A 15,737-nucleotide genomic window follows, 5' to 3' on the forward strand; every position below is an offset into this window, starting at 1 on the left:
AAAAAAGGCTGTCTCAAATATGGAAACAGCCTTTCTTATTTTTATGAATTCTGCTTAATTCTTTTTGCAGACATATTCAGGAATCGTTTCACCAGGAAAACAGCAGAAACTGTCAATCCTAATCCGAGTGCAATCCACATTCCGAATGCGCCCATTTCCAAAGTAACACAGAAGAAATACCCCAAAGGAATAGTAATCACCCAATAAGCGATAAAAGTATAAATGGATGGAATTTTCACATCCTGCAAACCTCTCAGCATTCCTAAAGCTGTCACCTGAATTCCGTCAGAAAGCTGGAAAAGTGCGGCAATGATCATTAGTTTTGATGCCAGCATAATCACTTCTACTTCTTCTTTTTTCGTGAAGAAAGTCGGAAGTATATTTCTTCCTAAGATAAATACCAATCCGCAGATGCACATGAAAATAAAGGCAATCTTCAGGTTGTTGATTCCAACCTTTCTGAGTTCAACAAAATTCTGTTCACCCACTTTTCTTCCGATCATTACCGTAGAGGCAACACTAAACCCAACACATAGGTTAAAGGTGAAGGAAGCCATGCTTAAAGCGATCTGGTGAGAAGCAATATCATGAGCAGAGATTAAACCGCAGATAAACGCAGCTCCGGCGAAAGCGGTTACTTCAAAGAACATCTGTAAAGCTGTAGGTAATCCCAGTTTTACCATTTTATCAAACATTTGCTTTGAGAAATCCTTTATTTTTAAAGAGAAATCTTTGATATAACGTCTTGTTTTTTCTTCCTTCACTAAAACAAAATAAAGGAAAACAACCATGAAGATTCTGGAAATCAAGGTGGCGAGAGCAGATCCCTGTACACCCATCGCAGGTATTCCCCAAAGTCCTTTGATGAAGACATAGTTTAAGGCAATATTGATGATATTCGCAATAATGGTTGCCTTGGTAACTCCAATGGTATAAGATAAACCTTCAGAAACTTCACGAAGTGTCTGAAATGCCATAAATGGTATCATGCTGACTACCATGATACTTAAGAAGCCTACTGTATCAGGAATAATCTTTGCCGGCTGTCCGGAGTGATAGAGTAGAGGCATCCCCAAAAGTAAAATTATCATCAGGATCACCCCAACAGACATGTTGATGATAAATCCATGACTGAAGACGGAATTAATTGTCGCGTGATCTTCTCTTGAGTGGGCTTCAGAAACCAATGGCGGGATGGCAAATGAAAAGCCCAGAGCTAATACAAATATGGAGAAAAACACAGCGTTTCCCAATGAAACGGATGCCAATGCATCGGCACCCAAAAGTTTTCCGACAATAATATTATCGAATAAGTTTACCGAAACTTGCCCCACCTGGGTAAGCATCACAGGCAGAGCCAAAGTCAGGCATTCTTTCGTATAGTTTTTGTTTAAAAATTTCATAATATTTTAAGATTCATATAGTTTATAATTCAAATAGGGCAAAAAAAAATTTGCAGTGGTAACACTGCAAATTTTTATAATATCGTAAATAATAGCTTTATTATTTCCTTACAAAACTTGCAACGTCACCTTCAGAAACAGTGTTTCCACCAAGAATAATCAATCTTTCCACAACATTCCTTAGCTCCCTGATATTTCCAGTCCATGAAAGAGATTTTAAAGCATCAACAGCTTTATCATCAAACTTTTTCACAGCCGTACCATGCTCATCAGCAATCATACCTGAGAAATGCTCAACCAGCAATTTGATATCCTCTTTTCTGTCATCCAATGGTGGAACATAGATTTCAATAACAGATAGTCTGTGATAAAGGTCTTCTCTGAATTTTCCTTCCTCAATTTCTTTCTGCATATTCTTATTGGTTGCCGCAATTACTCTTACGTCAACTTTTATTTCTTTATCACTTCCTACAGGAGATACTTTGCTTTCCTGAAGCGCTCTCAATACCTTAGCCTGAGCAATAAGACTCATATCACCAATCTCATCTAGGAAGATCGTACCACCGTTAGCCTGTTCAAATTTTCCCTGCTTGTCTTTAATAGCTCCTGTAAAAGATCCTTTTACGTGTCCGAAAAGTTCAGATTCAATAAGTTCAGATGGGATTGCAGCACAGTTTACCTCTATCATAGGACCTCTTGCACGCTCACTTTGATTATGAATAGCATGGGCCACCAATTCTTTTCCGGCACCGTTAGGTCCTGTAATCAGAACTCTTGCATCAGAAGCGGCTACTTTTTCGATCATATCCTGAATCTTTTGAAGAGCAGGAGAATCGCCGATCATCTGGTATTTTTTATTTACTTTTCTCTTTAAGGTTTTGTTTTCAGTCTGAAGATTTTTGTTTTCTTTCTTCAGGGTTTCCTTTACCAAAGCGTTTTTCACACTCGTGATCAATCTGTTGATATCAATTGGCTTGGAGATAAAATCGTATGCACCCTCTTTCAAACAGGAAACAGCAGAATCAATGTCTGCGTGGCCTGAGATCATGATAAAAGTAGTTTCTGGTTTTAATGCGAGACTTTGCTTCAACAGTTCAGTTCCTGAAAGTTTAGGCATTTTAATATCAGAAATCACCAATGCGAAATCTTCTTTCTCTACCTGTTTGTAACCTTCAAGGCCGTCTTCAGCGATAACAAATTCATAATCGGTTAGTTCATCCGAAAGAATACTGTGAAGTACTCCCGAGATTGCTTTTTCGTCTTCTACTATAAGGATTTTTTGCATAGTTGCAAATTTAAATTTTTTGTTTCAATTATTAGCAAAAACTGTACCTAAATATTCTATTTTGAATAGTCTCTTCTTCCAAAAATTGCAGATCCAACTCTCACAGAGTTAGCACCACATTCAATTGCCACCGGGAAATCATCACTCATCCCCATTGATAATGTATTTAGTGTTTTTAATTGATTTAATTCATCAAAAAGCCCCTTCAGGATTAAAAATTCATTTCTGACTTGTTGCTCATCATCCGTGAATGTAGCCATTCCCATTAAACCGGTAATTTCAACATTGGGAAACTGGCCTTCAAGATACTGTTGGAACAGATCTTTAGCTTCAGTAATTTCAAGCCCGAATTTACTTTCCTCAGCCGCAATTTTTACCTGCAGCAGAACCTTAATTATCCTGTTGTTCTTTCCAGATTCTTTGTTGATTTCTGATAATAATTTTTCAGAATCCACACTTTGTATCGTATCTATAAAAGGAGCAATATATTTTACTTTATTGGTCTGTAAGTGGCCAATAAGATGCCATTGGATGTCCTGAGGAAGGAGAGGGTGTTTCTCCATCAGTTCCTGTACCTTATTTTCTCCAAAAACTCTTTGTCCCAGATCATATACTTCCTGAACTGCAGCAGCGGGATGTGTTTTAGAAACAGCAACCAGCTGAACATGGGATGGCAGCTGATCTTTTATAGATTTATAATTTTCTTTAATACTCATATCTGCAAATTTCCGAAAATTCCCTGACAGTTGCCAGTCATGTCTACGTTTTACTTTGTTCTTTTATACAAATTTTTAATTCAAAACTTCATTGATCTTAGGATATTGAGAAATCTTTCTGAAAACAAACTTGTTGCTTTTCTGCAGTTTTTCAATAAACAGATCCAGTTCATTGATAGAGTCTGTATCTCTGAGATATTGATCATGAGTAAGGAAAACCAGATGTCTTGAAGTTTTCTCAAGATCGTTAAAGAAAATGCTGTCCACTTTCTTGATCATGGCTTCATGGCTTCCTTTTAAAGTCATTTTCTGGGAAGGTCTCCATTCAAGATCCCAGCCGATTACTTTGTAACCTGCTTTTTTAAGGCCATCAGCGGCTGCGGTAGAGCTTTTGATGTCTGTTACATTAATATTGTTAAGCCTCCAGATATTTCTTCCTGGAGTTCTTGCTATTTTATCAGTAAGCTTCAGACTGTCTTTGGCGATATCAAAATCGTGTACTACAGACTCAGCATTTTTATAAAAATCGGTGTATTTGTTATGGGCATGACTAAAGCTATGGTTGGCAAGTTCTACAAGAGGGTTTTGCTTCAGCAGCAGAAGATCGTCTTTCTGTTTTTTGCTTCCATAGGCATGTTTCCCTACCAGAAAGGCGGTTGCACAAACATTTCTTTTATCAAGAATTTTTAAAAGATTTTCGGTTCCCTGATTAGGGCCGTCATCGAAAGTAAGGTAAATCACTCTTTTATCGGGATCTACACTTTCATCATCCATTTTGGGGACTATTTTTGCGGAAGGATGTTCCTGTGAACTGACGACGGGGTCAGTATTCACTTCATTTTTAAAATTACAGCTGTACAATAAAGCCGAAGTTGCACTCATCAATGCAAACATCCCGAGAAAAGTCTTATTTGTTGACTTTCCCGCAAAAATTTTTCTCATAAAGATAATGGAATTTTAATTGTTAAAAATCGTTAAAAATAACAGTTGAAAGTTAACAAATTACATGCCATGCTGTGCAGGTTTTTCCTTTTTAAGTTTATTTTAAGAACTTTATTTTAAGGGATATTTCAATTACCTGATCAATTGTGAATTTATGATTTGGTTTTCTTTAAATTTTAACATTTATAAATGTAAAACCAATAGTTTTTCTCTATTTTTATTGAAATAGATGTAATTTCCTTTTGTGGGGAATTATTTTTAACAAAATATAAGTTTCTTTAAACCTAATAAAAAAAGACAGCCTGATCTATGGGCTGTCTTTTTTCTCTTTTGTTATTATTTTTATTTTATATCCAGATTCACGGAGTTTAATCGTAATGAATTCAGAATCACCGAGAGGGAACTGAAGCTCATTGCTGCAGCTGCAATCATTGGTGATAACAGAATTCCAAAGAATGGATACAATAATCCTGCCGCTACCGGAACTCCCAGTACATTGTAGATAAACGCGAAGAACAGGTTTTCTTTAATGTTTTTGAGAAGCTTTTCACTTAATAATTTTGCTTTTGCGACACCCAGGATATCTCCTTTCAGCAAAGTAATTTCAGCGCTTTCAATAGCCACATCTGTTCCTGTTCCCATAGCAATTCCTATATTAGACTGGGCAAGGGCTGGGGAGTCATTGATTCCGTCTCCGGTCATAGCAACGATCTTACCTTGTTGCTGCAGCCTTTTTACTTCGTTCAGTTTGTCTTCCGGAAGACAATTGGCCTTGAAATGTTTGATTCCTAATTCATCAGCTACTGCTTTGGCAGTGTGTTCATTATCTCCAGTCATCATAATGACATCAATTCCTTCACTCATCAGTTGTTTAACTGCTTTTTTTGAGCTTTCCTTTATTTTATCCGTAAAACTTATGAAGCCAAGCACCTGCTGGTCCTGTGCAATATAAGAGATGGTATGTGCTTTTGATTGTACTTCCACAGCTTTTTGCTTTAAACTTTCCGGAATGGCGATCTGATGTGAGGTTAACAGATTTTCATTTCCTAAATAAGCTGTTTTACCATTAATATTTCCTTTTACTCCTTTTCCGGAAATGTTTTCAAACTGATCTACTTTTTCAGAAGTTATCCCTTCTTCTTTTGCTCTTTTTATGACAGCATTGGAAAGCGGATGTTCTGAGTTTTGATTCAAAGAAAAGGCCAGTTTTAAAATATGGTTCTGATCTCCGGCTACAGTTTCAATATATTCTACAGAAGGTTTTCCTTCCGTTAAAGTTCCAGTTTTATCCGTGATCAGAACATTTACTTTGTTCATTTGTTCAAGAGCTTCAGCGTTTTTGATCAGGATTCCGTTTTTGGCACCTTTCCCAATTCCTACCATTAAGGACATAGGAGTTGCCAGTCCCAGGGCACACGGACATGCAACAATTAAAACAGCGACAGCGTTCACAAAAGCAAATAAGGTTCTCTTTCCTTCCGGTCCGAAAAACTGCCACAGGATAAAGGTAAGTACCGCAATAAGAATTACAACGGGCACAAATACTTTTGAAACTTTGTCAGTAAGCTTCTGGATTGGAGCTTTGCTTCGGCTGGCTTCATTTACCATTTTAATGATCTGTGAAAGCAGTGTTTCGTCACCTACTTTTTCAGCCTTCATGATGAATACCTGATTACCGTTTATCGTTCCCGAAGAAACTTTGTCACCTACATTTTTTTCAACAGGAACAGGTTCACCCGTGATCATACTTTCGTCTACAATAGAATTTCCCTCGGTAATTTTTCCATCCACAGGAATTTTTTCACCCGGTTTTACTTTTAATAAATCTCCTATTTTTACCTGAGAAAGCAACACTTTTTTTTCTTCACCGTTTACAATAAGGTTGGCTTCGTCCGGTGAAAGATTCATCAGTTCCTTGATGGCATTACCTGTTTTTTTATGAGCGGCAGCTTCCATTAACTGGCCTAAAATAACAAGGGTTAAAATCACACAGACCGCTTCAAAATATAATGGGATTTCATGATTGTGTCCACGAATCTCATGCGGAATAATGTCCGGAAATACTAAAGCCACAATACTGAAAATAAATGCGGCAGCCACGCCCAGCGCAATAAGGCTGAACATATTGAGATTCCATGTTTTGAAAGAAACCCAGCCTCTTTTTAATAGGAACCATCCGGAATAAAACATCACAGGAAGTGTTAAAGCAAGTTCAATAAACCCCTGAATCTGATGAGAAAAAGGAAAATTGATAAACATTCCACCCATTGATAAAATGAAAACCGGAATGGTAAATGCTAATGAGGTAATGAATTTCCTTTTTAGGATATTGTATGTTTCATCCTCTTCATCCTCGCCGCTGTCCGGCATTCTTACGAGATCCATTCCACAAATGGGGCAGTCTCCAGGCTCATCACGAATGATTTCCGGATGCATAGGGCATGTATATTTTGCGGTTTTCTTTTCCGGATACTTTACCAGATCCATACCACAGACAGGACATCCTACGTTGGAATCATAGGTTTTATCTCCTTCACAGTACATCGGACAGTAATATCTGCCGGCCATTTCATCAGTTACTTTGGGAGCTTCATGGTTATGGCTGTGATGATCATGATGATGAGAATGAGAATGAGAATGATGCTGGTGTGAACTTCCTTTTTGAACAAGTTCTTCTGTGATTGGCTCTAAATGCATGTGGCAGACTGGGCAATCTCCTTTTTCATCATATACTTTACCACCCTCACAAAACATAGGACAATAATGTTTTCCGATACTGTCTTTAAAGTTTTCAGGAAGGTTTGTTGCAGAAAAGGTTGGCTTATGATTGGGATCTTTGGCTAGTTTTTCTTCAATAGGAACCAGATACATTTTGCAGACAGGGCATCTTTCGCCTTGTTTGAAATATACTTTATCTTCTTCGCATTCCATTGGACAATAGTATACAGAAGACGGAGATACTCTGTCCTGAGGTTTTACAAAGGCTTTCTCAGGATTATTCGGGTCTTCAAGTCTGTATTTTCCTATTTCTGCCAAAGCATCATTTAAAACTGAAAGCTTTACTTCGTGATCGGAAGTGATTGTTGCGGTATTGTTTTCCAGATTGACATCGGCTTGAACACCTTCAACACTGTTCAGTTGATTTGAAATCTTTTTCTGGCAGCCGGAACAGGTCATTCCGAGTATTTTATACTGTTGTTCCATGATTCATAAATTTATACTACAAATTTCCAAAATGGAAGGCTAAGGTTGTTATAAATTTAAGGATAATAGTTATAAAATTAGGTGGAGTGGAAGAGTTTGAGTGTTTGAGAGTTTATAAGTGTGATAGGAATATTTAACTCCTTCATCCCTAAATGCTCAAACACTCAAACTTATAGATTGTCAAGTGATTTACGGTTGTGTTCTTTAAGTTTTTTGAATTCAGTGGGAGTGAATCCGGTCACATTACGGAATTGGGAAGAAAGATGCTGAACGCTTTTATAGCCAAGCTTTCCGGCAATTTCAGTAAGATTGAATTCATTGTAGAGAAGGAGTTCTTTTACCTTTTCAATTTTCTGAAGAATGAAGAACTGCTCTAAGGTGATATTTTCGTTTTGTGAAAATGTTTTTGAAAGCGAACTGTAGTCTTTATGAAGTTTTGAACTTAAAAATTCTGAAAGCAGGAAGTCTTCGGCAATATCAAGATCGCTGATCTTTGTAATGATCAGATTTTTGATTTTTTCAACAACCTGATGTGCAGAATCCATAATTCTTTCAAAGCCTGTAGCAAGCAATTCTTTTTCTATGGCCTGCATTTTTTCAGGGGAAACTTCAGCTTCTGTTTCGGCTTCACCTAATAAAACGGCGCTTGTTTTCACACCTGCATTATGGAAGATATTTTCTACTGCCGCAATGCACCTGTTGCAGACCATGTTTTTTATGAAAATTTTCATAGGCTGCTGTTTAACCTGTCTTTTACGAATTCAATCTGGGTTTTACTGTGAGGAGAAGGATTGCCATCTGCATCAAGGTTCACCATTACAATTTTTTCAACGGTAATAATGGTTTGGTGGGTCATTTTGTTTCTTACATCACATCTTAAAGTAATAGAAGAAGATCCGAAATGAGTTGCTTCAATTCCTATTTCTATAATGTCTCCCTGTTTGGCAGAGCTTACAAAATTGATTTCTGAGATAAATTTGGTCACCACTTTTGTGTTTTCCAACTGAATAATGGCGTATAATGCTGCTTCTTCATCAATCCATTGCAGAAGTCTTCCTCCGAAAAGTGAGTGGTTGGGATTTAAGTCTTCGGGTTTTACCCATTTTCTTGTATGGTAGTTCATATCTTTTAATAATTTGCACTACAAATTTAGTGTTAAAAGCTGATGTTTTCAAAAGAATAGCATTTATTGATCTGAAAATAATGATTCATTTTCTCAATCATTTTCTTTTGGAGCGCATGGCTTTGGTTTTTGCTGTAGAAGCATTATTAAGGAGTGTCTGGTATTCTGTACTTTCTACAGGAATCAGGGCCACTTTTTCTTCACCATTATGATGAATTCCAAATCCGTATTTTTTGGCTAAAGGTGAACATCGGAGGCAGGGCTGTCCTTTGGAAAAGAATTTTTCTCTTTCTTGCTGTTTTTCGTTTTCTGAAATACCATTTTTAATAGCATAACACTCAAAAATAATATCGTCTGATGAATATTGATAAGGATTTTTTATGAGTTTCTCATATTGAAGTCTGGCAAGTGTTTTTTCATTTTTCTCAGGAGGAATCCGGGACTTGGAAACAGGGTAGTCTTCGGCTACTTCAATAAAGGTGTTGGTGTAATTGGTAGTGTGTTGTTTCATATTCTGACTTTTAATTGGTTTTTATTGAATTTAGAGAGTCATGAGGACTACAGTAGAATACTATCTTATAGATTGTCAAAGTTATAGATGTTCAAACTCTTTTTTATTTGAAAAAAATTAACTAATTTTATAATATTAGATTTTTTGAATTTAACTGTTTGAAAATCAGTATATTTAATTGTGTTTAGGCTGTTTTTAACTTTTGAGATTCAACATAATGTGAGAAATATGTAAAAAAAGCTTTGATTTGAAATTTTTAATTGTATCTTGCATACGTTTATATTTGGAATCAATATTTGTTCATTAATTTATGTTGTTTTTCTTTTATATACCAAATTTTTATTAATTTTTTAATTTATTTAAAATGAACATTTTTGTTTCAAACATCAATTACGCAACTAAAGAGTATGAGTTGCACGATCTATTCGCAGAATTTGGAGACGTATCATCAGCTAAAATTGTTACAGACAGAGAAACTGGTCGTTCCAGAGGTTTCGGTTTCGTAGAAATGGGTGATGAAGAAGGAAAGCAAGCTATTGAAGCTCTTAACCAAAAAGAATTCAACGGAAAAGCTCTTAACGTATCTGAAGCTAAGCCAAGAGAAGAGAAGCCAAGAAGAAGCTTCGATAACAACAGAGGCGGAGGTTATGGTAACAACAACAATAGAGGCGGAGGCTATGGTAATGGTAACAACCGTGGCGGAGGCGGAAATCGTTGGTAAAAATATGAAGCGGCTTTTAAGCCGCTTTTTTTATGCAATTTAATTTCCAGTAAATCATTAGATTAGAGTTTTGTATTGAAATATTGAAGTGTTTTGGCATAATTTTAGAAAATTATCAATCAATCAAAAAGTAATTATAATGAAAAAACATTTATTAGCATTAATGATGGTGTTTGGCGGGGTATTGATCAATGCACAAAGCATTTATGCAGGGCAGACATTAAGACAGGATAAAAAATACTGGGCGGATAACAATGGATATTATCTGATCTTTCAGAATGACGGTAACCTAGTTTTCTATAACAGATCTGGTGCCCCTGCATGGGAATCAAAAACGACAAACAGAGGTGTGAGAGCAATTTTCCAAAGAGATGGTAATCTGGTAGTGTATACAAGAGGGAATGGTGTTGCTTTCAGCTCAAATACAGATGGGCAGGGAGCGGATAAGCTATCCGTTCAGGATGATGGTAATCTTGTGATTTATAATGGTTCTAATCCTTTATGGGCTTCTCAGGGAGGTATTAGAAATAATAACGGCGGTGATCGTTATCGTGGAAATGACTATGTGTCAACAGGGTACAGATTTCGTAAGGATGTAAAACTGTATTCTTCAGACGGACGCTATTACCTGGTATTTCAGGATGATGGTAATCTTGTTTTGGCTAATAGAAACGGGAATGCTATCTGGGCTACAGCAACTGATAATAGAGGAAGCAAAGCGGAATTTCAAGGTGACGGAAATCTTGTAGTATATGATTCTTATAACAGAGCTGTCTGGAGTTCAAATACAGAAAACAGAGGGGCTGTAAAACTTACAGTACAAAATGATGGAAACCTTGTGATCTACGGAAGAAATTCTCCACTATGGAGTTCCGGAACCAATAGATAAATGAATTTTCTATACAATAAAAAAGACTGCCGTAAGGACAGTCTTTTTTTTATCTATTATTTTAATCTTATCAGAATATAAACATTCTCAAAATAAATACTGGCTAACTCATTGTCAGAATATTTTTCTCTTGTAATGTCACTGAAAAGAAGTTTGACATGGTATTTGCCCAAATCAGATTCCATTGCTATTTCAGGAACTTTTACGGTGCCGTTTTTGTTTTTATTTTCTTCAAATAATTTCATGATTTGTGGCCCGAAATCTACTTCTTCCTGAGAATTTAATCTTAGTCTCAATGAGGATTTATCGGTCAGCTGATCCGTAAGTTCAAACTGATCTTCATTCAGGTTCTGCGGATCTCTGCTGTAACGGTGGAAAGTAAGTAAATATTGATAGTTTTCAATTCCTATAATTTGTTTTTCAGGAACAAGAACAATTCTATTGAGTTCGTAAGGTCTATTTTTAACAGTGATATTTACATCCGAAAATTTATTTTGAATCGTATAATTAATGCTATAAAATGCCCCCTTTTCAATATTATCAGATAACTCGGCCTGATCTTTTTGATTCAATAGATTTGATAAAAATTCACCTTGTTTTCTCTCTGCTAGAAATTCAAATTTATCAGCAATTTCATTACGAACTGTATCTGTGACTTTTTTATTGAAATTAATTTTACCGGCACTGATTAATTGATTTTGATTTAAAATATTCATTAGTTCTGTCTTCTGACTTCTCTTGGCAACACTGAAAGCATTGAAATAGGGGAAGATTAAAGCAAAAGCTCCAAATAAAAATAAGCTGACCGGAATAAACTTTATCGTTGCCTTTCTACTGAAAATAAAGTAGATAACTATGCTGAGCAGCCAAAGTGCGAGAAGGAAAACAAAGTATCTCGGTTCTGTATAGCCATACTCCAGAATTCTTGTGAAAATAGCTGTGAAAAGCAGGATGATTAAAGGAATAATGGTGTAGTAAAATGCCTTTGAGAATATCTTAACCCATGATTTTGCATTTTCCTCTTTTAATGGATGTACCAGAAGCAATGCCAGAATCCCAACAATGCTGTAAGCCAGAACAAGATAAGAAACCCAGCCTCTTGGAAGCTGCCAGTTGATCAGGATTTTAAAAGAATAAAAATAAAGAATTGCTACATAAATAAGCAACAGCGGGATTAAGATAAACTGTGTGAAAAATTTTAAAACAACAGGGTATGTTCCGTCTTTTTCAAGATTATTTAAACCTTTATCATTGAATAAAAGGAAAATAAAACTGCTCCCGAAAATAGCCAGAACAAAAAATGTATCTGTATAAATCCTGTGATGAAAATGAAAGTCAAAAAGTTTATCGACAGCTAGAATGGCTAATTCAACTCCTCCCGTCAAAACCCCTGTAAATACAACAGTAAGGAAAAAATTGACAAAAAGATTTTTGTTGTATTGCCAGAATCTAAGTTCTCTGTCTTTTTCAAGAAACGGAACAAAAGAAACCAATAAGTGGGAGAGGAGAGCCGTAACTGCAATGATGTAAGCATAGACCTCTGTGAAGTTATTCTTTTTATCAGGAAGAATACAATAGAATCCAATGAGAAAAGCAACACCGAATACGTTTAATAATAATTCTTTCCCGATTCTCTGTGATGCCATTTTCAGGGCAAACATCAGTGAAATTCCGAGACAGGCACAAATCGTAAACTTAATGTACGCTGTAACTTCCTCAAGTTCTGTTTCAGCAATGCAGATAGCACCGATTGCTGCTAATAAAGCCACTGCCAGAACCATCGGATAGCGGAAAATAACTTCATTGGCCCGGCCTAACGTTTCCTGGAATTTTGTTTTCATGATTTGGTGTTTTTTGAGAATAAGATTAATCTTTTTTCTTCTTTTTCTTTTTGTCTTTGTCCTTGTCTTTCACCTTTTCTTTGGTCTTCTTTTCTTTTTTAGGACTTAGGATTTCTTCAGCAATTTCAAACTTCGGTTCTTCAACCTTTGCTGGTTTTATTTCGATTTTTAGATCGAAATGTCCCTTCATGTCTTCCTGGGAAATTAATTTTTCGCTTAATAAAAGCTCCAGGATTTCCTTCCCTGAATTATTAAAGAAGTTGTGCGAAAGTTCTTTCAATAGGAATTTTTTATATCCTTCCAAAGGAACAAGCACAGAATATTTAAAAATCCTTCCTTCTTTTACAGTGGATAGATAGCCTTTCTCAACCAATATTTTCAAATAAGTGGAAACCGTATTCTGGTGTGGTTTAGGTTCCGGATGCTGCTCCATAACGTCCTTCAGATAGAAAGATTCCATTTTCCAAAACAGCTTCATAAAGTTTTCTTCTGCGGCAGTAAGATGATTTATTTTCATAGAGTATTCTAATGTTGAAATTGAATATTGCAATAAAGATAGATAAAAGATACCATAAAAGCTATTCCAGCTCCCATAAATACTTCTTTTACGGTGTGTCTTTTTAAAATAACGCGGGTAATACCAACCAAAGCAGCAATTCCCAGCCATAGCAGACCCATTTTCCAGTCGAGGCTGAAAAATAACGCCGCTACAAATATATTGAATGCGGTATGCATCGAACTTTTGATGAAAAGATTGCTGACCTGTAAGGCAAATAGAAGAATTAAAATAAACAACATGACAAGATCAACAGATCCGTTTTTGATGTAATGGAAGAGAAGATAAGCAATTACACAGGCTGCAATAAATATATACAGTGTTTTTCTTTGAACCCGGTTTGATACATCCATATTAGTATACCTTCCTGTTTTTACATTCCACACCAGCCAAATGACAACCGGAATAATAATCATTGCTAATATGGGAATGAAGTACATCATAGAATCTTTAAGGGTGTATTCCCTGATACTCATATATATGAAAAAAATGATCAGAGAGACCAGGGGATTGAAAAAATCAGAGATAACTTTTGAAATTTTGTGTAATAATGAAGACTGCTTTTCTTCCATAATCAAGTTTAAAAACCAAATATACCATTATAACCTCAAAAAACAAACGAAAAACGGAGGTATGAAAGAGGTTGGATGATGCAAAAACAATTCATAATCAGTTGTTTTCGATGGCGTAAAATTATTTTTCAGTTATTTTAAATTACTATTAAATTTTGCCGAAAATGTATACCTTTAATTCATCAGTATTAATCTTATATAATGAAACACCTATTCACATTCCTTTTGATCATCACAAGTTACTTTACTTTTGGACAAAAACTTTCTCAGGAAAATACTTCTGTGCAGTCAGTTCCCTTACATCAGTTAAGAATTTATGAAGTTCCGAAAGAAAACAAACAGGTTTTTCTGGACCGTTTCCGGGATCACGCGCTTAGAATAATGAAGAAATACGGATTTACTATTGTCGCGATCTGGGAATCAGAATTCAGGGAAAAAACAGAATTTGTTTACCTGCTTGAATGGAAAAATGAAGACGCAATGAAAACAGCATGGGAAGGATTTATGGCAGATAAAGAATGGAAGGAGATTAAAGCCAGAACGGCAAAACAATATGGTAATTTCGTTAACGATATTGAAGACAGAACCCTCAAACTTACAGATTTTTCTCCGGAAAAGAAGCTCTTGAAATAACCAAAAGAGATATTAACAATAATTAAAGAGGAAAGAAATAGAAGAATAAAAAGTATCGAATTCTGATATCTCCGAATTATTCATTGTTTCAGGAAAGCCATATGGATAGGCCGATTCCTTATATATCGTAATAAGAAAGCAACAGATAAAATCTTACTTCATGAGCCTTTCGCTGGGTCGAAAATTAAGAATAATCCATTCGGCCTGCAAATAGATTTTACAGAAAAAACGAAAAGTTATCTATGTATAGAATAAAAACAAAGTTTTTTTCATAATTTTGCTCAACTATTTCATCATAAAAAAGCAAGAGCTAACACATGAAAGAATTTTCTAAAGAGGTATACCTGAAGTGGTATGAAGATATGACAATGTGGAGAAGGTTTGAAGACAAATGCCGTTCTCTTTACCTAAAACAAAAGATCAGAGGATTTTTACATTTGTATAACGGTCAGGAAGCTATCCCTGCAGGATTCACGCATGCCATGGATCTTACAAAGGATAGTATGATTACTGCTTACAGATGCCACATCCATCCAATGGCGATGGGAGTAGATCCTAAAAGAATCATGGCTGAACTTTGTGGTAAAGCTACTGGAACATCCGGAGGTATGGGTGGATCTATGCACATTTTCAGTAAAGAACACCGTTTTTATGGAGGACACGGTATCGTTGGAGGACAAATTCCTTTAGGAGCAGGTATTGCTTTTGCAGATAAATATTTTGACAGAAAAGCAGTGAACATCTGTTTCTTTGGAGACGGAGCTGCAAGACAAGGTTCTTTACATGAGACATTCAACATGGCAATGAACTGGAAACTTCCTGTAGTATTTGTGGTAGAAAACAACCAATATGCGATGGGAACTTCTGTAAAAAGAACTGCCAACCACGAAGATATCTATAAATTAGGATTAGGATACGAAATGCCTTGTCTTGCTGTAGATGCAATGGATCCTGTAAAAGTAGCTGAAGCTGCTTATGAGGCTATTGAAAGAGCAAGAAGAGGAGACGGGCCTACATTCATTGAAGCAAGAACATACCGTTACAGAGGACACTCTATGTCTGATGCTGAACCATATAGATCTAAAGAAGAAGTAGCACTTCATAAAAATGATGACCCAATCGAACTTATAAAACATAGAATTTTAGAAAACGGATGGGCTACAGAAGCAGAATTGGAAACTATGGATAACAAGTCAAGAGACTTCGTTGAAGAGTGTATCGAATTTATGGAAAACTCTCCATATCCAGAGACAGAAAAGATCTATGAATATGTATACGCTCAGGAAAACTATCCATTCCTAGACAAATTAGAAAATTAATAATTAGATAATTTGAGAATTT

At 35.9% G+C, this 15,737-nt stretch carries 15 protein-coding genes; 4 read left to right on the forward strand and 11 right to left on the reverse strand.

Annotated features, from left to right (window positions below; translation table 11 throughout):
- Positions 1–41 precede the first annotated feature (41 nt).
- From FW780_RS00850 to FW780_RS00885, 8 genes are all read right to left on the reverse strand, one after another.
- Positions 42–1,403, reverse strand: a complete 1,362-nt coding sequence (locus tag FW780_RS00850) for an MATE family efflux transporter (RefSeq protein ID WP_149831771.1) — start codon at positions 1,401–1,403, stop codon at positions 42–44.
- Positions 1,404–1,503: 100 nt separating this feature from the next.
- Complete coding sequence (locus FW780_RS00855; RefSeq protein WP_149388680.1) at positions 1,504–2,688, reverse strand: sigma-54-dependent transcriptional regulator; 1,185 nt, start codon at positions 2,686–2,688, stop codon at positions 1,504–1,506.
- A 56-nt stretch (positions 2,689–2,744) separates the two neighbouring features.
- On the reverse strand, positions 2,745–3,404 hold the full coding sequence (locus tag FW780_RS00860) for a YggS family pyridoxal phosphate-dependent enzyme (RefSeq protein WP_149831772.1): 660 nt from the start codon (positions 3,402–3,404) through the stop codon (positions 2,745–2,747).
- A gap of 75 nt (positions 3,405–3,479) precedes the next feature.
- The gene (locus FW780_RS00865; protein WP_149831773.1) at positions 3,480–4,346 is read right to left on the reverse strand and encodes a polysaccharide deacetylase family protein; all 867 of its coding nucleotides are present in this window, start codon (positions 4,344–4,346) and stop codon (positions 3,480–3,482) included.
- Positions 4,347–4,688: 342 nt separating this feature from the next.
- On the reverse strand, positions 4,689–7,550 hold the full coding sequence (locus FW780_RS00870; protein ID WP_149831774.1) for a heavy metal translocating P-type ATPase: 2,862 nt from the start codon (positions 7,548–7,550) through the stop codon (positions 4,689–4,691).
- A 170-nt stretch (positions 7,551–7,720) separates the two neighbouring features.
- Entirely contained in the window at positions 7,721–8,281 is a 561-nt protein-coding gene (locus FW780_RS00875; RefSeq protein WP_149831775.1) for a helix-turn-helix domain-containing protein, read from the reverse strand.
- Positions 8,278–8,673: an acyl-CoA thioesterase gene (locus tag FW780_RS00880; RefSeq protein ID WP_149831776.1), complete on the reverse strand. Its 396-nt coding sequence runs from the start codon at positions 8,671–8,673 to the stop codon at positions 8,278–8,280. Before FW780_RS00880 ends, FW780_RS00875 begins: the two co-directional genes overlap by 4 nt.
- 97 nt (positions 8,674–8,770) lie before the next feature.
- Positions 8,771–9,184: a DUF6157 family protein gene (locus FW780_RS00885; RefSeq protein WP_149831777.1), complete on the reverse strand. Its 414-nt coding sequence runs from the start codon at positions 9,182–9,184 to the stop codon at positions 8,771–8,773.
- A 364-nt stretch (positions 9,185–9,548) separates the two neighbouring features.
- Here FW780_RS00885 and FW780_RS00890 point away from each other — a divergent pair, with 364 nt between their 5' ends.
- Positions 9,549–9,905: an RNA recognition motif domain-containing protein gene (locus tag FW780_RS00890; protein ID WP_047375252.1), complete on the forward strand. Its 357-nt coding sequence runs from the start codon at positions 9,549–9,551 to the stop codon at positions 9,903–9,905.
- A gap of 139 nt (positions 9,906–10,044) precedes the next feature.
- Positions 10,045–10,794, forward strand: coding sequence for a hypothetical protein (locus tag FW780_RS00895; protein ID WP_149831778.1), 750 nt, complete (start codon positions 10,045–10,047; stop codon positions 10,792–10,794).
- Between the two features lie 56 nt (positions 10,795–10,850).
- On the opposite strand, the gene FW780_RS00900 is transcribed toward FW780_RS00895, so the two are convergent.
- The 3 genes from FW780_RS00900 to FW780_RS00910 are packed head-to-tail and all read right to left on the reverse strand — an operon-like array spanning position 10,851 to position 13,667.
- Positions 10,851–12,635 (reverse strand): DUF4153 domain-containing protein, encoded by a 1,785-nt coding sequence (locus FW780_RS00900; protein ID WP_149831779.1) that lies wholly within the window; start codon positions 12,633–12,635, stop codon positions 10,851–10,853.
- A gap of 25 nt (positions 12,636–12,660) precedes the next feature.
- A complete protein-coding gene (locus tag FW780_RS00905; RefSeq protein ID WP_149831780.1) occupies positions 12,661–13,152 on the reverse strand; it encodes a BlaI/MecI/CopY family transcriptional regulator in 492 nt (163 codons plus the stop codon).
- Between the two features lie 8 nt (positions 13,153–13,160).
- Positions 13,161–13,667, reverse strand: coding sequence for a phosphatase PAP2 family protein (locus FW780_RS00910; protein ID WP_241676814.1), 507 nt, complete (start codon positions 13,665–13,667; stop codon positions 13,161–13,163).
- 297 nt (positions 13,668–13,964) lie between these two features.
- On the opposite strand from FW780_RS00910, the gene FW780_RS00915 reads away from it, so the two are divergent.
- Both FW780_RS00915 and pdhA read left to right on the forward strand, forming a co-directional pair.
- Positions 13,965–14,396 carry an NIPSNAP family protein gene (locus tag FW780_RS00915; protein ID WP_149831782.1) on the forward strand — a complete coding sequence of 144 codons (432 nt, stop codon included), beginning with the start codon at positions 13,965–13,967 and terminating at the stop codon, positions 14,394–14,396.
- A gap of 317 nt (positions 14,397–14,713) precedes the next feature.
- Positions 14,714–15,715 carry a pyruvate dehydrogenase (acetyl-transferring) E1 component subunit alpha gene (gene pdhA, locus FW780_RS00920; RefSeq protein ID WP_149831783.1) on the forward strand — a complete coding sequence of 334 codons (1,002 nt, stop codon included), beginning with the start codon at positions 14,714–14,716 and terminating at the stop codon, positions 15,713–15,715.
- The last annotated feature ends 22 nt before the right edge of the window (positions 15,716–15,737 follow it).

It is taken from the genome of Chryseobacterium sediminis, assembly GCF_008386505.1.
GTDB classification, from domain to species: domain Bacteria; phylum Bacteroidota; class Bacteroidia; order Flavobacteriales; family Weeksellaceae; genus Chryseobacterium; species Chryseobacterium sediminis.